General features: G+C 68.8%; 18 protein-coding genes. 11 read left to right on the top strand and 7 right to left on the bottom strand.

What is annotated here, in order from left to right; translation table 11 throughout:
- Positions 1-66: 66 nt before the first annotated feature.
- The 7 genes from U4Z64_RS31845 (at position 67) to U4Z64_RS31815 (ending at position 7,463) form a co-directional block, all read left to right on the top strand.
- On the top strand, positions 67-1,002 hold the full coding sequence (locus U4Z64_RS31845) for a LysR family transcriptional regulator (protein WP_321802157.1): 936 nt from the start codon (positions 67-69) through the stop codon (positions 1,000-1,002).
- Between the two features lie 162 nt (positions 1,003-1,164).
- Positions 1,165-1,392: a sulfurtransferase TusA family protein gene (locus U4Z64_RS31840; protein WP_006753156.1), complete on the top strand. Its 228-nt coding sequence runs from the start codon at positions 1,165-1,167 to the stop codon at positions 1,390-1,392.
- Positions 1,393-1,680: 288 nt separating this feature from the next.
- The gene (locus U4Z64_RS31835) at positions 1,681-2,121 is read left to right on the top strand and encodes a peptidase (protein ID WP_321822042.1); all 441 of its coding nucleotides are present in this window, start codon (positions 1,681-1,683) and stop codon (positions 2,119-2,121) included.
- A gap of 229 nt (positions 2,122-2,350) precedes the next feature.
- A complete protein-coding gene (locus U4Z64_RS31830) occupies positions 2,351-3,055 on the top strand; it encodes a response regulator transcription factor (RefSeq protein ID WP_006490421.1) in 705 nt (234 codons plus the stop codon).
- Positions 3,052-4,413: a FecR domain-containing protein gene (locus tag U4Z64_RS31825; protein WP_321822041.1), complete on the top strand. Its 1,362-nt coding sequence runs from the start codon at positions 3,052-3,054 to the stop codon at positions 4,411-4,413. The genes U4Z64_RS31830 and U4Z64_RS31825 overlap by 4 nt, the downstream gene beginning before the upstream one ends.
- A gap of 10 nt (positions 4,414-4,423) precedes the next feature.
- A complete protein-coding gene (locus U4Z64_RS31820) occupies positions 4,424-6,811 on the top strand; it encodes a CHASE2 domain-containing protein (RefSeq protein WP_321822040.1) in 2,388 nt (795 codons plus the stop codon).
- A 37-nt stretch (positions 6,812-6,848) separates the two neighbouring features.
- Positions 6,849-7,463, top strand: a complete 615-nt coding sequence (locus U4Z64_RS31815; RefSeq protein ID WP_321822039.1) for a DUF4136 domain-containing protein — start codon at positions 6,849-6,851, stop codon at positions 7,461-7,463.
- Positions 7,464-7,522: 59 nt separating this feature from the next.
- Here U4Z64_RS31815 and galU read toward each other — a convergent pair whose 3' ends face one another.
- Together galU and U4Z64_RS31805 are read right to left on the bottom strand one after the other, a co-directional pair.
- Entirely contained in the window at positions 7,523-8,407 is an 885-nt protein-coding gene (gene galU / locus U4Z64_RS31810) for a UTP--glucose-1-phosphate uridylyltransferase GalU (RefSeq protein ID WP_044846083.1), read from the bottom strand.
- An 87-nt stretch (positions 8,408-8,494) separates the two neighbouring features.
- Positions 8,495-11,362, bottom strand: a complete 2,868-nt coding sequence (locus tag U4Z64_RS31805) for a valine--tRNA ligase (protein WP_321822038.1) — start codon at positions 11,360-11,362, stop codon at positions 8,495-8,497.
- A 214-nt stretch (positions 11,363-11,576) separates the two neighbouring features.
- Here U4Z64_RS31805 and U4Z64_RS31800 point away from each other — a divergent pair, with 214 nt between their 5' ends.
- From U4Z64_RS31800 to U4Z64_RS31790, 3 genes are all read left to right on the top strand, one after another.
- Positions 11,577-13,940, top strand: a complete 2,364-nt coding sequence (locus tag U4Z64_RS31800) for a UvrD-helicase domain-containing protein (protein ID WP_321802163.1) — start codon at positions 11,577-11,579, stop codon at positions 13,938-13,940.
- Positions 13,937-14,746 (top strand): 5'-methylthioadenosine/adenosylhomocysteine nucleosidase, encoded by an 810-nt coding sequence (locus U4Z64_RS31795; RefSeq protein WP_321822037.1) that lies wholly within the window; start codon positions 13,937-13,939, stop codon positions 14,744-14,746. Before U4Z64_RS31800 ends, U4Z64_RS31795 begins: the two co-directional genes overlap by 4 nt.
- A gap of 75 nt (positions 14,747-14,821) precedes the next feature.
- Complete coding sequence (locus U4Z64_RS31790) at positions 14,822-15,094, top strand: hypothetical protein (protein WP_124523050.1); 273 nt, start codon at positions 14,822-14,824, stop codon at positions 15,092-15,094.
- Between the two features lie 71 nt (positions 15,095-15,165).
- Here the strand turns inward: U4Z64_RS31790 and U4Z64_RS31785 are convergent, their stop codons facing one another.
- On the bottom strand, positions 15,166-16,401 hold the full coding sequence (locus U4Z64_RS31785; protein ID WP_321822036.1) for an MFS transporter: 1,236 nt from the start codon (positions 16,399-16,401) through the stop codon (positions 15,166-15,168).
- Positions 16,402-16,811: 410 nt separating this feature from the next.
- Here U4Z64_RS31785 and U4Z64_RS31780 point away from each other — a divergent pair, with 410 nt between their 5' ends.
- On the top strand, positions 16,812-18,485 hold the full coding sequence (locus U4Z64_RS31780) for a methyl-accepting chemotaxis protein (RefSeq protein WP_321822035.1): 1,674 nt from the start codon (positions 16,812-16,814) through the stop codon (positions 18,483-18,485).
- A gap of 23 nt (positions 18,486-18,508) precedes the next feature.
- On the opposite strand, the gene U4Z64_RS31775 is transcribed toward U4Z64_RS31780, so the two are convergent.
- The 4 genes from U4Z64_RS31775 to U4Z64_RS31760 are packed head-to-tail and all read right to left on the bottom strand — an operon-like array spanning position 18,509 to position 23,427.
- Entirely contained in the window at positions 18,509-19,384 is an 876-nt protein-coding gene (locus U4Z64_RS31775) for an HlyD family secretion protein (protein ID WP_044846076.1), read from the bottom strand.
- A 12-nt stretch (positions 19,385-19,396) separates the two neighbouring features.
- Complete coding sequence (locus tag U4Z64_RS31770) at positions 19,397-19,600, bottom strand: DUF1656 domain-containing protein (protein ID WP_011351756.1); 204 nt, start codon at positions 19,598-19,600, stop codon at positions 19,397-19,399.
- Complete coding sequence (locus U4Z64_RS31765; RefSeq protein WP_321822034.1) at positions 19,597-21,798, bottom strand: FUSC family protein; 2,202 nt, start codon at positions 21,796-21,798, stop codon at positions 19,597-19,599. Before U4Z64_RS31765 ends, U4Z64_RS31770 begins: the two co-directional genes overlap by 4 nt.
- Positions 21,799-21,813: 15 nt before the next feature.
- On the bottom strand, positions 21,814-23,427 hold the full coding sequence (locus tag U4Z64_RS31760) for an efflux transporter outer membrane subunit (protein ID WP_321822033.1): 1,614 nt from the start codon (positions 23,425-23,427) through the stop codon (positions 21,814-21,816).
- Positions 23,428-23,433 lie beyond the last annotated feature (6 nt).

Genomic DNA, 23,433 nt, shown 5'->3' with positions numbered 1-23,433 from the left:
AAAGCGGCGGGGCGGGAGAAGGCCGCGCAGCTTGATTCACTGTTCAGAATTCTGAATAATCGGCGGATGAATCAGCAAAATGTCCAGGCGCTCTGGCCGCATATCCACTCGCTGACGGTGCTGGCCGCGGCCGGCAGTTTCACGGCCGCCGCGCAGCGGCTCGGCATCAGCAAGGCCGCGATGAGCCAGCGCATCGCCGATCTCGAGAAGGCGGCCGGCGTGCCGCTCGTGCGGCGCACGACGCGCAGCGTGCGGCTCACCGACGCCGGGCAGACGCTGGTCGACAGCACGCGCGACGCGTTCGAATCGATCGGCCAGCACTTCGCGCGCGTGAAGGACCTCGCCGGCGAGCCGCGCGGGCTGCTGCGGGTGACGGCGCCGGTCGCGCTCGGGCGCCAGCAGGTCGTGCCGCACCTGCCCGATTTCCTGCGGCAGCACCCGGGCGTGCATATCGAACTCGACCTGTCCGACCGGCTGCATTCGCTGACGCAGGAGGGCTTCGACCTCGCGATCCGCCATACGACGACCGCGCCGCAAACCCACGTCGCGTGGAAGCTGTGCGACACGCGTTCGCTGCTGGTCGCGAGCCGCGACTACCTCGACGCGCGCGGTGCGCCGCGCCACCCGAGCGAACTCGTCGACCACAGCTGCCTGTGCTACCTGCGCGACAACGAACCGGCCGCCTGGAGCTTCGAGCCGGACGGCCGGCGGCGCCAGCGCGTGAGCGTGCCGGTGCGCGGCAGCTTCGCGGCCAACAACAGCGAGGCGATGCGCGAGGCCGCGCTCGGCGGGCTCGGCATCGCGCTGCTGCCGGATTTCAGCGCGCAGCGCGATCTCGATGCCGGCCGGCTCGTCGCGCTGCTGGACGGCTGGCGGCCGTCGGGTGCGTTCGGCGACCACATCTTCGCGCTGCGGCCGTACAGCCCGGTCGTGCCGAGCGCGGTGCGTGCGCTCGTGCGGCATCTGCGCGAGCGGCTCGCGGGCGGGTTCACGGGCGCCTGACGGGCGCTCGGCGGGCGCTTGGCATGACGAGCGCGTGCCGAGCGCGGGCGCGCCGCGTCGCGCGGCCGGGCCCGGGCCGCGCGGGCAGGGGCGGCCGCGCTGCGGTAAAATCGCCGCTTCCTCCCGCGCCCGTGTGGCGCGTCATTCGAAGGTCGACAGCCGATGCAGATTCACAAGGAAGTGGACGCGCGCGGGCTCAATTGCCCGTTGCCGATCCTGCGCGCCAAGAAAGCGCTCGCCGATATGGAGAGCGGGCAGATCCTCAAGGTGCTCGCGACCGATCCGGGTTCGCAGCGCGATTTCGCCGCGTTCGCGAAGCAGACGGGCAACGAGATCGTCGAAGTGACGACCCAGGACAAGACCTTCGTGTTCCTGATGCGCCGCCGCTGACGGCCCGCATCACGCGCCCCTTGCGGCGCCCGCTCGCGCACCGCCCGCTGCGGTCCGCCGCGCCAACGGCTCGACACGAGCGCCAGCACAGACCCTCGCCCAGCGCCTGTTCCATGGGAAACGCTCGTCTGACGCCTCTGACAATTCTTAAACCTCGCCGCACGACCGGCTGCGTATACTGACCCGGCCGGTCGTCCGTCTCGGATGGATGCACCGGCCACGGTACGTCATACGAGGCGGGCACGGGGGCCATGCCTGACGCTGCCGTCGTACAAACGGGGAGAGGACATGTCCTTCAGACCAGGGACCATTCGAAGTCCGTCCGCAGCGGAATGCATCGCGCCCGCACGCGCGGCGGGGTTGAGCCGGATCGAGCTCGACCCGCAACGGGATCGCCACGCGCGTGCCGCGCTCGAGGCGTATGCCGATTCGGCGGCGGCCGAGATGCCGTGGCTGGCCGAATCGCTCGACGAACGGCTGCGCGGCGCCGCGCGGGACGACGGCGCGGGCTTCACGTATTGCGGCGCGACGATCGGGCGCGTGTTCGATCTCGCGCAGGCGTGGGCGGCGAGCCAGCCCGACTATGCGGCGCCGGCGTGGGAGCGCGTGCGCAGCCAGCTGGAGCGGATGCTGGGGCAGCCCATGCTGGGGCAGCCCACGCTGGGGCAGCCCATGCTGGGCCCGCCGGAAGCGCCGCCAGTTGCGCGACGGGAAGGATTATTCGAATAAAGGACCGTAGTCCGCGCAATTTCTTGGCGAATTTCATACTACTATGATGAAATCGCCGGTTCGTCCGTGCCCCGTTTTTGAGATGGGTGGCCGGGGCGCCGTGTCGCGCAGGTTGCGTGCTCGGCAAACGACGGCTCGCCGGCCGGTGTCGGGCGCCGCGCGCATGCTGCGCGGCGGGATGAGTGCGGGGAGCTGAACTGGACGAATCGATTTCGATTTGCGGGGTGCTATGAGAATTGCTGTACTGGATGATGATCCGGCCCAGACGGATTTCGTCAGTCAAACGCTGACGGCCGTCGGCCACACGTGCTATGCGTTCAAGGAAGGCAAGGCCCTGAAGAAGCGTCTGCAGCGCGAGACGTTCGATCTGCTCGTGCTCGACTGGAACGTGCCCGACATGTCCGGCGAGGAAGTGCTCAAGTGGGTGCGTGCGAACCAGACCGAGCACAGCCTGCCGATCATCTTCATGACGAGCCGCGACGACGAGGCGGGGATCACGCAGATCCTCAACGCCGGCGCGGACGATTACGTGGTCAAGCCCGTGTCGGGCCCGATCCTGCGCGCGCGCATCGGCTCGCTGCTGCGCCGCGCGTATCCGGTCAACGCGGAGGCGACCGTTCGCGAGTTCGACCAGTTCCGCTTCGACGTGAACCTGAAGCAGGCGTATGTCGGCGACAAGGCCGTGAGCCTCACGCAGAAGGAATTCGAGCTCGCGCTGCTGCTGTTCCAGCACCTCGACCGGCCGCTGTCGCGCGCGCACATTCTCGATCTCGTGTGGAAGCAGGCGACCGACATCCCGTCGCGCACGATGGACACGCACATCTCGATGCTGCGCACGAAGCTCGGCCTGCGGCCGGAAAACGGCTATCGCCTCGCGCCGATCTACGGCTACGGCTACCGGCTCGAGCGGGTCGGTCAGGGAGAGCCGGAGTGACCCGGCGCATCACCCAGCGCACGGCGAGCCTGCGCACGGCGGCACTGCATGCGGCGTGCGCGGTCGCGTTTGCGTTCGCGGCGCAGCAGGCCGTCGCGCAGCCGAGCGCTGCCGCGGGCAAGATGGTCGTCTACCGCACGCATGCCGGCGACACGCTGTACGACGTCGCCGCGCGCTACCTGCAGGGCCCGGACGACTGGCAGCTGCTGCAACGGATCAACGGCGTGCCCGCGCCGAAACACCTGCAGCCCGACATCGCGCTGAAGCTGCCGGTCGCGCGGCTGCGCAAGGAAAAGCTGACCGCGCGCGTCGTCGCGGTGCAGGGCACGGCCGAGCGCGCGTCCGGCGGCGCGTACGCGCCGCTCGCGAACGAAGCGACGCTGACCGAGGGCGACCGCGTGCGCACGGGCGCGAACGGCTTCCTGACGCTCGAACTGGCCGACGGCACGCACATGAGCCTGCCGCCCGACAGCCAGCTCGACCTGAAGACCTTGCGCCGCACCGTGCTGACCGGCACGCTCGATCGCGAGTTCGAGCTCACGCGTGGCTCGGTCGACAGCGAGGTCACGCATCTGAAGAAGCGCGACGACCGCTTCCAGATCCGCTCGCCGTCGGTCGTGGCCGGCGTGCGCGGCACGCGGTTCCGCGTGAACTACGACGCCGCCGGCAACGCGGCGACGCGTGTCGAGGTGCTCGACGGCACCGTCGGCGTCGCGGGCAAGCAGCAGCCGGCCGACCCGACGCTCGTGCATGCGAACTTCGGCAGCGTCACGACGTCGTCCGGCGCGGTCGGCGCACCCGTGCAGCTGCTGCCGGCGCCCGCGCTCACGCATCCGGACAAGGTGCAGGACGAGCCCGACCTCACGTTCGACGTCGCGCCGCTCGAGCATGCGCATGCCTATCACCTGCAACTCGCGCGCGACGCGGGCATGCTCGAACTGTTCAGCGAAACGCGCACGGTCTCGTCGCGCGCGGTGTTCCGCGAGGTGCCGAACGGCACGTACTTCGTCCGGATTTCCGCGATCGACGACAACGGCCTCGAAGGCATGCCGCACATTTACGCGTTCGAGCGGCGCCTGATGGGGCTCGATGCGAGCGCGTCGCCCGGCCCGGACGGCTACGAGTTCCGCTGGGCGCCGAACGACGCGGCCAAGGACGCGCGTTATCGGTTCGTGCTGTCGCACTCGAAGGACCTGAGCGCGCCGGTCGTCGACCAGATGGGCCTGCAGGCGCGCCGGATCACGGTCTCCCACCTGCCGCCCGGCGACTACTACTGGGCGGTGACGGTCGAGGAGTTCGAGGGCGGCAAGTTCTATCAGAAGACGAGTCCGGTCAACGCGTTCACGTTGTCGCGCTGACCCGCGGCGCATGAAAACCGACTCCGTTTCCCCGCGGCGGCGCCTCGGCCGCCGCTTCCTGATCGAGTGGATCGCGATCGGCTGCCTCGGGATCGCGGTGATACTCGCGTGCGCGCTCGGCCGGCTGTCGTCGAGCGTCGACGGGCTGATCTACGACCGGCTGCTGATGCTGCGCAGCCTGCCGCTGTCGCCCGACGTCGTCGTCGTCGACATCGACAACCAGAGCCTGTCCGCACTCGGCCGCTGGCCGTGGCCGCGCAGCGTGCACGCGCGGCTGCTCGACACGCTGGCGCGTGCGCAGCCGGCCGCGGTCGTCTACGACGTGCTGTTTACCGAGCAGTCGCCGGAGGATCGCGCGTTCGCCGACGCCATGGCCCGTGTGCCGACCTTCCTGCCCGTCTTGCTGAGCCCCGAACAGGCGGACGGCACGCGCACCGTCGATCCGCCGGTGGCGGAGTTGTCGGCGCGCACGATGGGACTCGGCCACATCAATCTCGAAGTCGATCCCGACGGCATCGTGCGTAGCGTCGCGCTGTTCGAAAGCGACGGCCGCGTGCGCTGGCCGCAGCTGATGGTGCCCGTCTATCGTGCGATCCAGGCCGGCCGGCTGCATCCGGTCGGCGGCACGCCCGGCGCGCAAGCGCACGACCTGTCGCGCGACGCGACCGGCGACGGCCGCTACCTGATCCCGTTCAGCCGCAACACGCCCGCGTATCCGACGCTGTCGTTCGACGACGTGCTCGAAGGGCGCGTGAAACCCGACGCACTGCGCGGCAAGATCGTCGTCGTCGGCGTGACGGCGTCGGGCCTCTTCGACCGCTTCGCGACGCCGGTGTCGGGCGACTTCGGTCCGCTCGCCGGCGTGTACATCCATGCGAACGTGCTCGACATGCTGACGACCGGCAGCGCGATCCTGCCTGCATCGCGGGCCGGACTCTTCGCCGCCTCGCTGCTGCCGCTCGCCGTGCTGCTGGGCGGCTTCCTGATGCTGTCGCCATGGCGCGCGCTGCTGCTGACGCTGAGCCTGGCCGCGCTGGCCGTCGTCGCGAGCCTGGCGCTGCTGTTCGAGGCGCGCATATGGCTATCGCCCGCGCCGGCCATCTTCGGGCTGGTCGCCGTCTATCCGATCTGGAACTGGCGGCGCCTGGAAATGACGATGTCGTACCTGCGCCGCGAGCTGCAGCGGCTCGCCGACGAGCCGCACCTGCTGCCCGAGGCGCCGCGCACGCGCAGCGTCGGCGGCGACGTGCTCGAACGGCAGATGGCGCTGATGGCGCAGGCCGCGCAGCGCGTGCAGGACATGAAGCGCTTCGTGTGGGACAGCCTCGACAGCATGCCGGAGCCGATCTTCGTCACCGACCTGGCCGGCACCGTGCTGATCGCGAACCATGCGGCGAAGCGCTACGGTTCGCGGCTCGCGCTGCCGGTGCCGGAAGGGCGGCCGCTGCGCGCCGCGCTCGGCGAGCTGACCTTCATGAAGACCGTCGACGGCAACGCCGAACACGACGTCACGATCCGCGCACACTGGCCGGACGCGCTCGACCCGACGCTCGGGGCCGAAGACGAAGCGATGGCGCGCGGCATCGAGGTGCGCGATCGCGACGGGCTCGACCATCTGTTACGCTACGCCCCGTGTACGAACGCGCAGGGCCACGTGACGGGCTGGATCGCCGGTCTGGTCGACGTGACCGAGCTGCACGCGGCCGAGCGGCAGCGCGAGGAGGCGCTGCACCTGCTGTCGCACGACATGCGCTCGCCGCAGTCGTCGATCCTCGCGCTCGTCGAGATCGAGCGCGATCGCGTCGAAACCGACGCGATGCGCGGGCTGCTCGCGCGGATCGAGCGCTATGCGCACCGTGCGCTGTCGCTCGCCGACGAGTTCGTGCAGCTGGCGCGCGCGGAGTCGCAGGCGTACCAGCTCGAACCGACGAGCCTGGTCGACGTGCTGATCGACGCGAGCGACGAAGTCTGGCCGCAGGCGCAGGCAAAGCGCATCCGCATCGAGACCGACGCCGGGGCCGACATGTGCTGGACGCGCGCCGACCGCTCGCTGATCACGCGTGCGTTCGTCAACCTGCTGAACAACGCAGTCAAATACAGTCCGTCCGACACGGTGATCGCGTGTACGCTGTCGGTCGAGCATGCATCGAAGCGGATCTTCTGTACGATTCGCGATCAGGGGTACGGCATCGCGCCGGAAGATCTGCAGCATCTGTTCGAGCGTTTCAAGCGGTTCCATGCCGGCGAGCGGCCCGAAATCTCGGGCTCCGGGCTCGGCATGGCATTCGTGAAGACGGTCGTCACGCGCCACGGCGGCAGCGTGACGGTCGACAGCGAAGTGGGTGTCGGCACCGCGGTGACGGTGTCGCTGCCCGCGATCGACGAGCCGTCCGCCTGACAGGGCCGGGCACGACGGCAGGCATTTGGGGGAAGTCATGAGAAAGGAATGGGCAGCGGCCGCGCTGGCGGCGTCGCTGTTGACGGGTTGCGCCGGCGTCACGACCGGCGTGAGCGCGCTCGGGCAGCCGAATGCGTTCGCATCCGGTGCGCACGGCTACGATTTCGTGCGCACGGCCGCTCAGGCCGACGATGCCGAATACCGGCAGATCGAGACGCTCGTGCACGACGAGCTCGCGCAGCGCGGCTTCGACGCGCAGCCTGGCCAGGCCGCGCGCTACCGGCTGTCGATCGCGTATGCGACGCAGCCGGCGTCGGTCGCGGCGACGGCCGACCAGTGCGGCGCGGCAAGCAGCGCGTGCGTGACCGTCGACGGACCGGCGCCGTTCGCGCTGCCGTTCGCGGGCAAGGTGTACCGCCACGTGCTGACGCTGCGTTTCGTCGATGCGAAGACGGGCGTCGACGTCTATCGCGTGTCGGCGTCGCTGCGCGATCGCGATGCGCTCACGCAGAAGGCCGCGCCGACGCTCGTGAAGAGCGCGCTCGCGAAGCTGCCGTTCGAGCAGGGTGACGGCTGGCTCGTGAAGACGAAAAAAGACGACGCGGGCGCAATGCCGGGCGTCGTCTCGGTGAAGCCGGCCGTCACGCGCTGACGCGCCGGCCGTGACGCGAGGGCGGCCCGCCGGGGAGGCGAGGCAGGCCCGTGCCGCGTTCAGGCAGCCGGTTGCCCGTTGCCGCGCGCGCGCAGGTACGCGTCGAAGTCGGTGCCGACTTCCGGGTGGCGCAGCGCGAACTCGACCGTCGCCTTCAGGTAGCCGAGCTTGCTGCCGCAGTCATAGCGCGTGCCCTGGTACTTGTAGGCCAGCACCTGTTCGTCGGCGAGCAGCGCCTGGATCGCGTCGGTGAGCTGCAGCTCGCCGCCCGCGCCCGGCTTCAGCGCACGCAGGTGTTCGAAGATCCGCGGCTTCAGGATGTAGCGGCCGACCACGCCGAGGTTCGACGGCGCGACTTCCGGCTCCGGTTTCTCGACGATCGCCGACATCTTGACGATCGACTCTTCCCACTCCTTGCCGTCGACGATGCCGTACGACTTCGTCTCCGACGGCGGGATCTCTTCCACGCCGATCACCGAGCTGTGATAGTGATCGAACACGTCGACCATCTGCTTCATCACGGGCGGGTTGCCGTCGAGCAGGTCGTCGGCGAGGATCACGGCGAACGGATTGTCGGCGACGAGCTTCTCCGCGCACAGCACCGCATGGCCGAGGCCGAGCGCTTCCGGCTGGCGCACGTAGAAGCAGTCGACATGGCTCGGCTTGATGCTGCGCACGAGCTCGAGCAGCTTCTCCTTGCCGCGCGCCTCGAGTTCGGCCTCGACCTCGTACGACTTGTCGAAGTGATCCTCGATCGCGCGCTTGCTGCGCCCGGTCACGAAGATCATCTCGGTGATGCCCGCGGCGATCGCTTCCTCGACTGCGTACTGGATCAGCGGCTTGTCGACGACGGGCAGCATTTCCTTCGGGCTCGCCTTCGTTGCCGGGAGGAACCGCGTGCCGAGACCGGCAACGGGGAATACCGCCTTGGTGACTTTCAACATGATCGAACCTTTATTCCTGTAATCGACTTGTCAGACAGCCTATGTTCACGTTCTGATTATAGTGAACGCAAACGACCTTACCGTTTGTTACGCAGGCAACCGATCGAGCTGAGCGCGCAGTTTTTCGAGCGTGCTCTGGAATTCGGCGACGCGCTTCTGCTCCTGCTCGACCACGGCCGGCGGGGCTTTCGCGACGAACGCCTCGTTGCCGAGCTTCGCATTGCACTTCGCGATCTCGCCCGTCAGGCGCGCGATTTCCTTCGACAGGCGCTCGCGTTCGGCCGCGACGTCGATTTCCACCTTCAGCACCAGCTTGTTCGGGCCCACGATCGCGATCGGCGCGCCGTGCGCTTCCTTGTCGAGGGTCGCTTCGTCGGCCAGGATCTGCACTTCCGACAGGCGCGCGAGCGCCTGCACGTACGGCGCGAACGAGCGCAGGCGCTCGGCATCGCCGGCCGCGAGCAGCGGCACCTTGGTCGCCGGCGACAGGTTCATCTCGCCGCGCAGGTTGCGGCACGCGTCGACGATCGCCTTCAGGTCGGCCGCCCATTGTTCGGACGCCTCGTCGATCTTCTGCAGGTTCGCGACCGGATACGCCTGCGTCATCAGCGACGCTTCGCCCTCGGCCTGGCCTTGCGGATAACGGCCGGCGAGCGGCGCGACCTTCTGCCAGAGCGCTTCGGTGATGAACGGGATGATCGGGTGCGCGAGGCGCAGCACCGTTTCCAGCACGCGCAGCAGCGTGCGGCGCGTCGCGCGCTGCTGTTCCGGCGTGCCGTTCTGGATCTGCACCTTCGCGAGTTCGAGGTACCAGTCGCAGTACTCGTCCCACACGAACTTGTAGATGCTGGTCGCGATGTTGTCGAAGCGGTAATCGGCGAAGCCCTTCGCGATGTCGGCCTCGGTGCGCTGCAGGAGCGACACGATCCAGCGGTCGGCCGCCGAGAAGTCGAGGTAGCCGCCGGGGCCGCAGTCGCCCGCGCCGCACACTTCCGGCTTGTCGGCGCCGCAGTCGTGGCCTTCGCAGTTCATCAGCACGAAGCGCGTCGCGTTCCACAGCTTGTTGCAGAAGTTGCGATAGCCTTCGCAGCGCGCGAGGTCGAAGTTCACGTTGCGGCCGAGCGTCGCCATCGACGCCATCGTGAAGCGCAGCGCGTCGGTGCCGAACGCGGCGATGCCGTCCGGGAATTCCTTGCGCGTCTTCTTCTCGATGGTGGCGGCCTGCTTCGGGTTCATCAGGCCGGTCGTGCGCTTCGCGACCAGCGTCTCGAGGTCGATGCCGTCGACGATGTCGATCGGGTCGAGCGTGTTGCCCTTGCTCTTCGACATCTTCTGGCCTTCCGCGTCGCGCACGAGACCGTGCACGTAGACGGTGTGGAACGGCACCTTGCCGGTGAAGTGCGTCGTCATCATCACCATCCGGGCGACCCAGAAGAAGATGATGTCGAAGCCGGTGACGAGCACCGACGACGGCAGGAAGTGCTGCAGTTCAGGCGTTTCGTTCGGCCAGCCGAGCGACGAGAACGGCACGAGCGCCGACGAGAACCACGTGTCGAGCACGTCCTCGTCGCGCTTCAGCGCGCCGGTGTAGCCCTTCGCGGCGGCCTGCGCGCGCGCCTCTTCCTCGTCGCGCGCGACGAACACCTCGCCGTTCTCGCCGTACCACGCGGGAATCTGGTGGCCCCACCAGAGCTGGCGCGAGATGCACCAGTCCTGGATGTTCTCGAGCCACTGGTAGTAGGTGGTCGTCCAGTTTTCCGGCACGAACTTGATCTGGCCGCTGCGCACGACGTCGAGCGACGTTTCGGTGATCGACTTGCCCGGGTTGAACGTGCCTTCCGGCGCCGCCTTCGTCATCGCGACGAACCACTGGTCGGTCAGCATCGGCTCGATCACGACGCCCGTGCGGTCGCCGCGCGGCACCATCAGCTTGTGCGGCTTCACGGAGTCGAGGAAGCCCTCCGCGTCGAGATCGGCGACGATCGCCTTGCGCGCGTCGAAGCGGTCGAGGCCGCGATACTGCTCGGGGCCGTTGTCGTTGATCTTCGCGTCGAGCGTGAGGATCTCGATCGGCGCGAGGTTGTGGCGCAGGCCGACCTGGTAGTCGTTGAAGTCGTGCGCGGGCGTGACCTTCACGACGCCCGTGCCGAACTCGCGGTCGACGTAGTCGTCGGCGATCACCGGGATCTCGCGGCCCGTCAGCGGCAGCGTGACGAGCTTGCCGATCAGGTGCGCGTAGCGCTCGTCTTCCGGGTGGACCATCAGCGCGACGTCGCCGAGCATCGTTTCCGGACGCGTGGTCGCGACGGTCAGCGAGCCCGAACCGTCGACGAGCGGGTAGCGGATGTGCCACAGGTGGCCGTTTTCCTCCTCGCTCGCGACTTCGAGGTCGGACACCGCGGTGAGCAGCACCGGATCCCAGTTCACGAGGCGCTTGCCGCGGTAGATCAGGCCCTGTTCGTAGAGCGTGACGAACACGTCGCGCACGGCGGCCGACATCTTGTCGTCCATCGTGAAATATTCGCGCGACCAGTCGGTCGACGCGCCGAGGCGGCGCACCTGGCCCGTGATCGTCGAGCCGGACTGCTGCTTCCACTCCCACACGCGCTCGACGAACTTCTCGCGGCCGAGGTCATGGCGCGATACGCCCTGCGCGTCGAGCTGGCGCTCGACGACGATCTGGGTCGCGATCCCCGCGTGGTCGGTGCCGGGTACCCACAGCGTGTTCTCGCCGAGCATCCGGTGGTAGCGGGCGAGGCCGTCCATGATCGTCTGGTTGAACGCGTGGCCCATGTGCAGCGTGCCGGTGACGTTCGGCGGCGGCAGCTGGATCGCGAAATCGGGACGCGCCGGGTCGAATGCCGGGGCGGCATAGCCGCGTTTTTCCCACTCCGGCCCCCATTGGGACTCGATGGTGTGGGGCTCGAAACTCTTCGCAAGCGTGCTGTCGCTCATGGTTGGAAATCTGCCGAAAAATGCGTGAATTGGATGCCGAATCTGACAATTATAAATGGATGCACATCGGCCAGCCATCGCTTGCCCGCGCGGGCGCGTCGCAAGGGGCGCGCAGCGCGGGCGACGGCCCGCGGCACAACGGATCGGAAACGGCATCGCGCGGCCGACTTATAATGGCGGGTCCGCATTTTTCTCGCACGTCCGCTGCCGCTCCATGCCCGATCTGCTCGCCAATCTGAACCCTGAACAATACGCCGCCGTCACGCTGCCGAACGAACCGGCGCTGATCCTCGCGGGGGCGGGCAGCGGCAAGACCCGCGTGCTGATCACACGTATCGCGTGGCTGATCCAGCAGGGCTACGCATCGCCGGCCACCGTGCTCGCCGTCACCTTCACGAACAAGGCCGCGCGCGAGATGATGGCGCGGCTGTCGGCGATGATGCCGATCGACACGCGCGGGATGTGGATCGGCACGTTCCACGGGCTGTGCAACCGGATGCTGCGCACGCACTGGCGCGACGCCGGCCTGCCGCAGACCTTCCAGATCCTCGACACGGCCGACCAGCTGTCGGCGATCAAGCGGCTGATGAAGGCGGCGAACGTCGACGACGAGAAATACCCGCCGAAGAACGTCCAGTACTTCATCAACAACGCGAAGGAGCAGGGGCTGCGGCCCGACAAGGTCGACGCGTCCGACAACTTCAACCGCAAGTTCGTCGAGCTGTACCAGGCGTACGACCAGCAGTGCCAGCGCGAGGGCGTCGTCGATTTCCCCGAGCTGCTGCTGCGCTGCTACGAGCTGCTCGCGTACAACGCGCCGCTGCGCGCGCACTACCAGGCGCGTTTCAGGCACATCCTCGTCGACGAGTTCCAGGACACCAACAAGCTGCAGTACGCGTGGCTCAAGATGCTCGCGGGCGGCGAGAACGCGATCTTCGCGGTCGGCGACGACGACCAGTCGATCTACGCGTTCCGCGGCGCGAACGTCGGCAACATGCGCGACTTCGAAGACGAATTCCGCGTGCGCAACCTGATCAAGCTCGAGCAGAACTACCGGTCGCACGGCAACATCCTCGATGCGGCGAACCAGCTGATCTCGAACAACGCGCATCGCCTCGGCAAGAACCTGCGCACCGACGCCGGTCACGGCGAGCCCGTGCGCGTGTACGAGGCGAGCACCGATGCGCAGGAAGCCGGCTGGATCGTCGAGGAGATCCGCTCGCTGATCAACACCGGGATGTCGCGCAGCGAGGTGGCCGTCCTGTATCGCAGCAACGCGCAGTCGCGCGCGATCGAGCACACGCTGATGACGTCGGGCATTCCGTATCGCGTGTACGGCGGCCTGCGCTTCTTCGAGCGCCAGGAAGTGAAGCACGCGCTCGCGTACCTGCGGCTGATCGACAATCCGAACGACGACACCGCGTTCGTGCGTGTCGTGAATTTCCCGACGCGCGGGATCGGCGCGCGCTCGATCGAGCAGCTCGCGGACGCCGCGCGCCTGTACGACTGCTCGATGGCCGCCGCGATTCCGTACGTGACCGGCAAGGCCGGCACGAGCCTCGGCGCGTTCGCAACGCTGATCGCGAAGATGCGCGCCGAGACGCAGCAGATGAGCCTGCCTGAGACGGTCGAATACGTCGTGCGCGCGAGCGGCCTCGCCGATTTCTACCAGGGCGAGCGCGAAGGCCAGGACCGCCTCGAGAACCTGCAGGAACTCGTGAACGCGGCCACCGCGTTCGTCAGCGAGGAAGGCTACGGGCTCGACGCACCGGCCCGCTCGATTCCGCTGCGCGCGGGCGCGATCGCGGCGCCGGAGCTCGGCGTGGACGCAGGCGATCCGTCGGTCGACGTGCTCGACCCGGCGCCGCTCGGCGACCCCGCGCAGAACCCCGACACGATGACGCCGCTCGCGGGCTTCCTGTCGCACGCGTCGCTCGAAGCCGGCGACAACCAGGCGCAGGCCGGCCAGGACGCGGTGCAACTGATGACGGTGCATGCGGCGAAGGGCCTCGAATTCTCGGCCGTGTTCATCACCGGCCTCGAGGAAGGGCTGTTCCCGCACGAGAACAGCGTGCTCGAATCGGACGGCCTCGAGGAAGAGCGCCGGCTGATGTACGTCGCGATCACGCGCGCGAAGGAGCGGCTCTACCTGTCGTTCGCGCAGAGCCGGATGCTGCACGGCCAGACGCGCTACAACGTGCGCTCGCGCTTCTTCGACGAACTGCCGGAGCACGTGCTGAAGTGGCTCACGCCGAAGGTCGAGGCCGGCTCGCGCTGGGGCGGCCGCTCGGACAACGCCGGCTGGGGGCGCGACTGGTTCGCGCGGCCGGGCGGCGGCAGCCGCGAGCAGGTCGTCGACGCGGCGGTCACCGCGCCGCTGCCGGCCTTCGCGAACAAGCAGCGCGCAGCCGACACCGGTTTCCGCGTCGGCCAGCCGGTCTTCCATACCAAGTTCGGCGAGGGCACGGTCACCGCGCTTGAAGGCAGCGGCGCCGATGCGAAGGCGCAGGTGAAGTTCAAGCGGCACGGCGAGAAGTGGCTCGCGCTGGCGGTCGCGAAACTGCAGGCGGTGGAATGATGAGCATCGACATGGTTGAAACGGTATCGACGCGTCCGCTCGGCATTCTGGCTGCGCTGCCCGAGGAACTCGGCGACCTGATCGCCGCGATGCGCGCCGACGGCGTGATGAAGACGATCACGCTCGGCCGCCGCGATTACCACGTCGGCACCGTGCACGGCGCGGCCTGCGTCGTCACGCTCGCGCGGGTCGGCAAGGTCGCGGCTTCCGCCACCGTCAGTGCGCTGATCCATGTGTTCGGCGTGTCCGGCGTCGTGTTCACCGGTGTCGCCGGCGGCGTGTCGCGCACGGTGCGTATCGGCGACGTCGTCGTCGCCGATACGCTGCTGCAGCACGATCTCGATGCGTCGCCGCTGTTTCCGCGCTACGAGGTGCCGCTGCTCGGCATCACGCGGTTCGCGACCGACGCGGCGCTGACGGCCCGCCTGAAGGCCGCGTGCACGCTGTTCGTCGCCGAGGAGGGCGCACAGTTCGCCGCGCGTTTCGGGCTCGCCGGCGGGACGCTGCATGGCGGGCTGATCATCAGCGGCGACCGCTTCGTGTCGAGCGAGCGGGAAGTCGTCGCGCTGCGCGACGCGCTGCCGGACGCGCTCGCGGTCGAGATGGAAGGCGCGGCGATCGCGCAGGTGTGCGCCGAACACGACGTGCCGTTCGCCATCGTGCGCACGATCTCCGATACGGCCGACGATCACGCGACGCAGTCGTTCTCGCACTTCCTGTCGGCGATCGCGAGCAGCTATTCGTCCGGCATCCTCAAGCGGTTCCTGACGTTGCATGCGACGGAGAATGGTGCAGCCGTCGTGTAGGCAAGTCTTGAAGTCGCAGGCCGGTGCCACGATTCCGGGCACCGGGATGAAGTACTACGGTCGAGTGATCGTCCAATGAAAGTGCTTGTCCGCCTGCTTGCAGCGATCGTCTTGACGATCCCGGTCTATCTCGGCCTGGCGAATTCCCCGCTGGATGAATGGTTTCAAAGCGGGGCGGGGTGGCGAGCGTTCGAGCCGCTGTTCCGCGTGTTCGAAACGCTCGGTGTTCACGGCCAGGGCGACATCCTGATCAGCACCATGCTCGGCGTCAGCTTCGTGATCGCGATCGCGCTGGTCTGGCTGGGTGCGCGAATGTTCGGTCGCGGCACACGAGAACCCCGGCACTGATAACCGCTCAACGAAACGTTTCGCAAGGTTGTTGAGCCAACGGCCGCGGCACCCAAGCCGCGGCCGTTTCGTCACGCCTTCTTGCGCCGGCTGCTTTCGAGGTTCGGCAAGAACACCGTCAGCACGCCGATCAGCGGCAGGAACGAGCACACCTTGTAGACGAACGTGATGCTCGTCGCGTCGGCGAGCTGGCCGAGCACGGCGGCGCCCACGCCGCCCAGGCCGAACGCGAAGCCGAAGAACAGGCCCGCGACCATCCCGACCTTGCCGGGCATCAGCTCCGTCGCATAGACGAGGATCGCGGCGAACGCCGACGCCAGCACGACGCCGATGATCACGCTCAGCACGCTCGTCCAGAACAGGTTCGCGTACGGCAGCAGCAGCGTGAACGGCGCGACGCCGAGGATCGACACCCAGATCACGTACTTGCGGCCGATCCGGTCGCCGACCGGCCCGCCGATCAGCGTGCCGGCCGCGACCGCCGCGAGGAACACGAACAGGTGGATCTGCGCGGCCTGCACCGACAGGTGGAACTTGTCGATCAGGTAGAACGTGAAATAGCTGTTGATGCTCGCGAGATAGAAGTACTTCGAGAACACCAGCAGCACCAGCACGCCGATCGCGGCGAGTACGCGGCCCGGCGACAGCGTCGGATGGCCGGCCGGCGCCGCCTTCTTCTTCATCGACGGATGCTTCTTGTACCAGTGGCCGATCTGCGTGAGCACGACCATCGCGACGAGCGCGGCCGCCGAGAACCACGCGATGCTGTGCTGGCCGTGCGGGATGATCACGAGCGCGGCGAGCAGCGGGCCGAGTGCCGAACCGGCGTTGCCGCCGACCTGGAACAGCGACTGCGCGAGCCCGTGCTGGCCGCCCGACGCCATCCGCGCGACGCGCGACGATTCCGGATGGAACACCGACGAGCCGCAGCCGACCAGCGCCGCCGCCGCCAGCAGCGTCGGGAAGTTCGGCGCGGCCGACATCAGCAGCAGCCCCGCGAGCGTGAAACCCATCCCGACCGGCAGCGAATAGGGCTTCGGCCGCTTGTCCGTATACAGGCCGACGAGCGGCTGCAGCAGCGACGCGGTGATCTGGTAGGTCAGCGTGATCAGGCCAATCTGCGCGAACGACAGCGCGAACTGGCTCTTGAGCATCGGATAGATCGCGAGGATCAACGACTGGATCATGTCGTTGAGCATGTGCGAGAAGCTGATCGCGCCGAGCACCGGGTAGACGGTACGCGGGGCGCGTGGAGCAGACGGCTGGGCGGCGGCGGTGCCGGCGCCCGTATCGAGGCTGGTTTCCATGTGAGCTGAGCGAGTTGAGGTGACGGGACGCGCTCTGATGGGGATCGGCGCGTTCGAATCGTTGTTGCGTCAAAGAAGTCTAATGTGGCGTATCGAGAATGTCAGGCCAAGTTTTGTCGCGATTCGGACATTGCTACGACGATTCGACCCATTGCACCCTTTTTTGGCCGGGTATAACGCTGCGGCGTGTCCGCCTTTCGTCGCGCCGCGCGGGACCGGATCGGTGTTTGTCCGGACTCAAGGCGCGCCGATCGAGGCCGTAGAAGACGCAACGACAACACAGGCGCGCCGCGCCCGGCGCCGGCCACGAGCCGGACGGGTGCAGGACGCGCGGCATGACGGGTCATTGCGTGAATGCCGGCCGCCGGAACCGACCTTTCCGGCGGCACGATCAATACGGGGAAATATCGATGAAAGCAGCTTCATTGCATCCGCGGCCGGTTGCGGCCACAGCCGCGACCGACGCAGCCGCCAGGCCCGCCTCGCGGCACGCGCGCGCAGCCCGGCACGAACGCCGGACGTGGACCGTCAAGGCGACGTTGCGCGCCGCGTTCGCGATCCTGCTGGCCGGCACGCTCGCGATCGGCGTGTTCTCGCTGTGGCAGATCAGCCGGCTGAACGCGTCGATTGCGTCGGTCTACGAGCAGGGGCACGTCGCGAGCCGGGCGGCGGAGGAAGTGCGCGCCGAGGTGCTGCGCGCGAGCCGCGCGCAGAAGATGCTGCTGACCGCCACCACCGCGAAGGAACGCGATGACCTGGGCGCCGAAGTCGGCGCGGGGCTCGCGTCGATCGGCCAGGCGCTCGCGACGCTGCAGCATTACGCGGATCCGGCCGATGCGGACGATTCCGCGCGACTGCGCGCGTTCTCGCTGGCGGTCGGCACGTGGAGCGGCCATCTGCGCGATTTCGTCGCGCTCGTGCAGGCGCAGCCGCTCGACCTGTCGCAGATGAACTGGCAGGTCGGCACGCAGGACGTGTCGCTGCTGGTCGAGACCGGCAAGCTCGAGAAGCTCGTCGCGATGCTCGTGAAGACGCGCGGCGCGAAGTCGAAGGCGACGCTCGATGCATCCGCAACGATCTTCTCGTCGTCGTTCGCGATGATCGCGGCGATGACGGCCGCGCTGATCGTGCTGGCGATCGCGATCGCCGAGCGGGTCGTGCGCCGCCTCGCGTCGCAGCTCGGCGGCGAGCCCGCCCAGGCGAAGGCGATCGCCGCCGACATCGCGCGCGGCGACCTGACGCGGCCGATTCCGCTCGGCCGGCACGACCGCGACAGCATGGTGCGCGCGCTGTCCGACATGCAGTCCGGGCTTGCGGCGACCGTCGGCGAGATCGCCGTCAGCGCCGAGGCGATCGCGGCCGCGTCCGGAGAGATCTCGACCGGCAACCTCGACCTGTCGCGGCGCACCGAGCAGCAGGCCGTCGCGCTCGAGCGCACCGCGGCCAGCATGGAAGAGCTCACGTCGACCGTGCGGCAGAATGCCGAGAACGCACGTCAGGCGAGCGCGCTCGCGGCCAATGCGTCGGCCGTCGCGGAGGCGGGCGGCGAAGTCGTCGGCCGCGTGGTCGCGACGATGAGCGAGATCGACGACAGCGCGAAGAACATTCGCGACATCATCGGCACGATCGAGGGGATCGCGTTCCAGACCAACATTCTCGCGTTGAACGCGGCGGTCGAGGCGGCGCGCGCGGGTGAGCAGGGGCGCGGTTTTTCGGTGGTCGCGGGCGAGGTGCGGCTGCTCGCGCAGCGCGCGGCGACCGCGGCGAAGGAGATCCGTGCGCTGATCGGCGCGTCGGTCGAGCGCGTCGCGAACGGCGCGGCGCTCGCGCGCGATGCGGGCAGCACGATGGACGACGTGGTGCGGGCGGTCAAGCGCGTGACCGACATCATCGGCGAGATCTCGGCGGCGTCGGACGAGCAGAGCGCCGGGATCGACGAGATCGGCCGCGCGGTCACGCAGATGGATGCCGGCACGCAGCAGAACGCCGCGCTCGTCGAGCAGGCCGCCGCCGCGGCGAATGCGCTCGACGAACAGGCGCAGGCGCTCAAGTCGCTGGTCGGACGCTTTCGCATCGCGGCGTAGGCGTCCGGCCGGCAGGTCGGCGCTTACGACTTCTTCCGCTGGTCCGGATCGATGATGACCGTGCAGGTCGTGCCCGCCGACAGCACCACGTCGGCCGGCACCTCGTCGATGCGGATGCGCACCGGCACGCGCTGCGCGAGGCGCACCCAGTTGAAGGTCGGGTTCACGTCCGCGACGAGGTCGCGGCTTTGCGGGTTGTCGCGATCGTAGATGCCGCGCGAAATGCTCTCGACGTGGCCCTTCATCACGCCGCCGCTCATCAGCCGCATCTCGGCCGGCGCGCCGACCTTCACGCGCGGCAGCTTGGTTTCCTCGAAGTAGCCGTAGACCCAGAACGAATGGCTGTCGACGATCGCGAGCTTCGCCTGGCCGGCCACCGCGTAGTTGCCCTTGAACGTCTGCAGGTTCGTGATGTAGCCGTCGACCGGTGCGACCACGCGCGTGCGTTCGAGGTTGAGCTTCGCGGCGTCGAGCGCGGCGATCGCCTGCTGGTACTGCGCATCGGCGCTCGACGCGCTGTGCGCCGCGTTCTCGCGGTTTTCCTTCGACACGACGAGCGCGTCGAGGTCGGCACGACGGGCCGCGTCGTCGCGGCGCATCTGCAGTTCCGCGCGGCGGGCGGCGACGGCCGCCTGCGCCTGCTCGACCGCGATCTGGTAGTGCGACGGGTCGATCTGCATGATCAGGTCGCCCTTTTTCACGAGCTGGTTGTCATGCACGGGCAGCTCGACGATCGCGCCCGACACGTCCGGCGCGACGTTGACGATCTCGGCACGGACGCGGCCGTCGCGCGTCCAGGGATCGTCCATGTAGTGCACCCAGAGCGAGCGCCCGATCAGGATCGCGACGAGAAGGATGATGGCGGTCGCGACGAAGCCGAAGAGTTTTCTGAGAATCATGATGGTTCGGAATCAACGGTAAACGGCAAGACTCAGTCCGCCGCAAATGCAGACGAGAAGGCACGCGCGAAACAGCGACGGGTGCCAGACGAGACGGTAGAGGCCCGTGTAGGCGAGCAGGCGGTCGACGGCCCAGGTCGCGAGCGCGCCCAGGACGAACATCAGGACCACCGTGGGCATGTAGGCATCGAGAATGGCGATTTCACGCGGCATCATGATGAGGCTCCTTGTTGGGGACGCACGGGGCGGTTGCGGTTGAGCGGCTCGAGCGGCGATTCCGGATCGAGCAGCGCCGTGCGTACGAAATGCAGATGGCTCAGGATGCGTTGCAGCCGGTGGCGCTCCTCGCGCGACGGCGTGAACGCATCGAGCGTTTGCCGGGTCGCGTCGATCGCGGCGTTGACCGCGGCGAGCGCCGCGTCGAAGCGCGCCGCGTCCGGCTTGCGGAACAGCGCGGACAGCGCGGCGCGCAGCGTCTCGATCGCGCGGCGCCACGGTGTCGTCGGCGCATAGCGCGGGTCGGACGGCAGCGTCGCCAGCTCCGCGCGCAGGTCCAGCGCCGCATTGCCCGTTTCCAGCACCGCGAACATCCAGCGCAGCGCGTCGCGCTGCACGTCGGGCTGGTCGGCCGACAGCGTGTGCGCCTGGTACATCAGGTCGCGCGCGCCGCTCTCGAAGCGCGTGCGCAATCCGGCCAGCCGTGCGTGGCACGCCGCGACCACCTGGTGGCGCAGGTCGGCGAACAGCCGCTTCTTGTGCCACGGCGCGGTCGGCGGGAACAGCACCGCGAACGCGATCGCGGAGACCAGCATCGACAGCACCAGCGCGAGCGCGTCGTTCATGAAGCTCGTCGGGTCGTAGTGCGTGATGTTGTCGGGGCCGGCGAGGAAGCTGAAGAAGATCAGGTAGCCCATCCCGTAGCCGGCGAGCTTCGGCTTCAGCGTCATGAAGATGCCGATCGCGAGCAGCGGCGCGAGGGCCACGCACAGCAGCGGGAAGCCGTCGATGTGCGGGTAGATGCCGAACGTCAGCAGGAAGCCCGTGCAGACGGCCAGTGCGGTACCCATGCCCATCTGTGCGGACATCGCGGTCGGGCGCGGCGTCGACGACGCGAGCGCGCAGGTGGCCGCCGCCGTCAGCGTCAGCGTCACGCCGCTCGGCCACGCGGTCGCGATCCAGAACGCGCCGAGCACGAGGATCACGGTCGCGGTGCGAATCGCCGCGATCACCATCGCCGTCAGGTTGGTGCGCGGCTCGTAGCGTTCGATCCAGCGCTCGCGCTCGTGCGTCGCGGTCGACAGCGACGCGTAGGTTGCCGCGTATTCGTGCAGGTCCGTGATGAAGCGGTACAGGAGCTCGGTGGCCGTGTCGAAGTCGAGCAGCGGGAAATCCGGCTGCGTCTCGAGCGCGGCGCGCGTCGCGCGGATGCGGCGCGGCAGCGCGTCGCGCCACGCGAGCAACTGTTCGGCGGCGAGCGCGGCGTCGGCCGACGAGCGCACCGGCTCGCCGTTGCGCGTCAGAAGCGGCGCGATTTCGCGGAAGTACGGCTCGATCGCATCGATCGCGGCCTGCGCGCCGGCCGCGCGCAGCCGGTTCATCAGCTGGTGCAGCGCGTGGAAGCGGCTCGATACGCTCATGAACTCGCTGTTCAGGCGCGCGAGACGGCCGCTGCGCATCCGCGTGTCCGGATCCTCGAACACGGCCATGCTGCGCGCCGCTTCGAAGCCGACCACGTCCGCGACGAAGCGCGTATGGATGGTTTCGATGTGCGCGCGGTCGAGCTGGCCCGACAGTGCCGCCGCGACGTAGTCGACGAAGCTGCTGAAGCGCTTGCGCACCGTCGTGCGCATCTGCTCGCCGGTGTACTGCGGAAACACCAGCGCGCTGACGACGCCTGCCGACACGATCCCGACCATGATCTCGGCGACCCGCGTCATCGCGCTCATGAACGCGCCGTCGGGGTGTTGCGACGCCGGCAGCCCGATCAGCGCGGTCGTGTAACCGGCGAGCAGGAAGCCGTAGCTGCGGAAATTGCGGTTGCGCGCGGCGCCGGCCGTGCACAGCGCGACCCACAGCGCGACGGCCAAGAGGAACAGCTGCGGCTGCTGCGGGAACAGCCCGACGAACGTGAGCGTCGCGATCAGCCCGAAGATCGTGCCGGCGACCCGGTAGAAGCTCTTCGCGAGCACCGCGCCGCTTTGCGGCTGCATCACGATGAACACCGTGGTCATCGCCGTCTTCGGCGCGGGCAGGTCGAGCCGCATCGACACGCCGGTCGCGATGAACGCGGCGAGCAGCGCCTTGAACAGGTAGAGCCGCGCGGCGCCGTCGCTGCGGGCCCAGTCGCCGAAGGCGGCGTACCAGGCCGCGAGCGCGCCGCCGGCGTGCGTGGAAGCGGGGGAGGAGGCTGACATGACGGTCGCTCCGCGTTACCGTGCGGCCGGCGTGGCGGCTGCACCCGCCGAACCGGCCGTCGCGACCTGCGCGGGGCGCGCGGCGGCCGCGGCGGGCTTCGCACCCGATGCGGCTGCCGGCGCGGCGGCACCCGCGGCGGACGCGTCGCGCGGCGGATGGCCGCCCCGAACGTCCGCATCCGTCTGCGCCTCCGTCTCGACGCCGCCGCCGAGCGCGGCCATCAACTGCGCGCGCGCGGCGAGGCGTTCCGCGTCGATGCGGGCGGCCGTCTCCTGCGCGCGCAGCAACTGCTGCTGCGCGACGAGCACGTTCACGTAATCGGTCAGCCCGCGGCGGAAGCCTTCGCGCGACAGCTGGTAACTGCGGTCGTTGGCGGCCACCGAGCGCGCGGCGTCCTTCTTCTGCGTGTCGAGCGAGCGGATCCGCACGACCTGGTCGGCGATGTCCTTGAGCGCGCCGACGACCGTCTGGTTGTAGCGTTCGACCGCCTGGTCGTAGCCGGCGTCGGCCGCGCCGAGTTGCGCGCGCAGCCGGCCGCCTTCGAAGATCGGCAGCGACAGCGCTGGGCCGGCCGTCCAGCCGCCGTTCATCGCGCGCAGGAAGTCGGTGAACGGCGCGGTCACGCCGAAGCCGCCGACCGTCGCGAGCAGGTCGATGTTCGGGTAGAACGCGGCTTTCGCGACATCGATGCCGCGAGCCTGCGCGTCGACCGTCCAGCGGGCCGCGACGACGTCCGGGCGGCGCCCGAGCAGGTCGGCCGGCAGCGCGGACGGCAGGCCGGCCGGCGCATCGAGCGACAGGCTCGGCCGCTTGATCGCGTCGCCGGCGCCAGGACCCTTGCCCGCGAGCGCGGCGAGCTGGTGGCGCGCGAGCTGGATCGCTTCTTCGTAGCTGTCGATCTGGCGCTCGTAGTCGGGCAGCGTCGATTCGGCCTGGCTGACTTCGAGCTGCGTGCCGAGGCCGGCCTGCAGGCGCTTGCGCGCGAGATCGGCCAGCGAGCGCTGGCGTTCGAACGTTTCGTGCGCAAGGTCGAGCAGCGCGTAGTTCATCGACATGCCGACATACGCGCGCACGACGTTGACCTCGAGCTCGAGCTTCGCCGCCCGTGCGTCGGCCGCGGTCGCATGCGCGGTGTCGAGCGCGCGCTCGGTCGCGTTCTTGTCCTTGCCCCACAGGTCGAGGTGGTACGACAGGCCGAGCGTGCCGGTGTTGTTCCAGGTGTCGGTGTCGGCGAGCGGCCCCGGGCCGTAGTAGACGTTGTCGGGCCAGTGCTGGCGCATCAGCGACAGATTGCCGTTGATCTGCGGCAGTTCCGCCGAGCGCGCCACGCGCGCCATCGCCTGCGCTTCGCGCACGCGCGCCTCGGCGGCCGCCAGGCTCGGGTTGCCGGCCTGCGCGGCGGCAATCCACGCATCGAGCTGCGGATCGCGGTACGCGCGCCACCAGTCGGACGCGGGCCAGCCCGCATCGTGGTCCGCCGCGCGGATCGCGGCGCCGGCGTCGAGCGTGTTCGCTTCGATGCGGGCGGACTGCGGCTTGTTGTCGCCCATGCTCGCGCATCCGGCCATTATTAATGAGACTGCAAGAACCGCCAGTGCCAGCGTCCCTTTTGTTGCCGGAGACCGCACGATTTT

The organism is Burkholderia sp. BCC1996, from assembly GCF_905339955.1.
GTDB lineage: Bacteria > Pseudomonadota > Gammaproteobacteria > Burkholderiales > Burkholderiaceae > Burkholderia.
Note: the sequence above shows the minus strand (reverse complement) of the source record. Positions and strands in the feature narration are given on the sequence as shown.

What these genes read in the sequence shown, in the direction of transcription:
- U4Z64_RS31795 (WP_321822037.1), top strand. Translation starts at nt 13,937, where the DNA reads ATGATGAGCATCGACATGGTTGAAACGGTATCGACGCGTCCGCTCGGC.
- U4Z64_RS31805 (WP_321822038.1), bottom strand. Translation starts at nt 11,362, where the DNA reads ATGAGCGACAGCACGCTTGCGAAGAGTTTCGAGCCCCACACCATCGAG.
- U4Z64_RS31845 (WP_321802157.1), top strand. Translation starts at nt 67, where the DNA reads ATGAATCAGCAAAATGTCCAGGCGCTCTGGCCGCATATCCACTCGCTG.
- U4Z64_RS31780 (WP_321822035.1), top strand. Translation starts at nt 16,812, where the DNA reads ATGAAAGCAGCTTCATTGCATCCGCGGCCGGTTGCGGCCACAGCCGCG.
- U4Z64_RS31790 (WP_124523050.1), top strand. Translation starts at nt 14,822, where the DNA reads ATGAAAGTGCTTGTCCGCCTGCTTGCAGCGATCGTCTTGACGATCCCG.
- U4Z64_RS31830 (WP_006490421.1), top strand. Translation starts at nt 2,351, where the DNA reads ATGAGAATTGCTGTACTGGATGATGATCCGGCCCAGACGGATTTCGTC.
- galU (WP_044846083.1), bottom strand. Translation starts at nt 8,407, where the DNA reads ATGTTGAAAGTCACCAAGGCGGTATTCCCCGTTGCCGGTCTCGGCACG.
- U4Z64_RS31800 (WP_321802163.1), top strand. Translation starts at nt 11,577, where the DNA reads ATGCCCGATCTGCTCGCCAATCTGAACCCTGAACAATACGCCGCCGTC.
- U4Z64_RS31775 (WP_044846076.1), bottom strand. Translation starts at nt 19,384, where the DNA reads ATGATTCTCAGAAAACTCTTCGGCTTCGTCGCGACCGCCATCATCCTT.
- U4Z64_RS31815 (WP_321822039.1), top strand. Translation starts at nt 6,849, where the DNA reads ATGAGAAAGGAATGGGCAGCGGCCGCGCTGGCGGCGTCGCTGTTGACG.
- U4Z64_RS31770 (WP_011351756.1), bottom strand. Translation starts at nt 19,600, where the DNA reads ATGATGCCGCGTGAAATCGCCATTCTCGATGCCTACATGCCCACGGTG.
- U4Z64_RS31785 (WP_321822036.1), bottom strand. Translation starts at nt 16,401, where the DNA reads ATGGAAACCAGCCTCGATACGGGCGCCGGCACCGCCGCCGCCCAGCCG.
- U4Z64_RS31820 (WP_321822040.1), top strand. Translation starts at nt 4,424, where the DNA reads ATGAAAACCGACTCCGTTTCCCCGCGGCGGCGCCTCGGCCGCCGCTTC.
- U4Z64_RS31835 (WP_321822042.1), top strand. Translation starts at nt 1,681, where the DNA reads ATGTCCTTCAGACCAGGGACCATTCGAAGTCCGTCCGCAGCGGAATGC.
- U4Z64_RS31765 (WP_321822034.1), bottom strand. Translation starts at nt 21,798, where the DNA reads ATGTCAGCCTCCTCCCCCGCTTCCACGCACGCCGGCGGCGCGCTCGCG.
- U4Z64_RS31840 (WP_006753156.1), top strand. Translation starts at nt 1,165, where the DNA reads ATGCAGATTCACAAGGAAGTGGACGCGCGCGGGCTCAATTGCCCGTTG.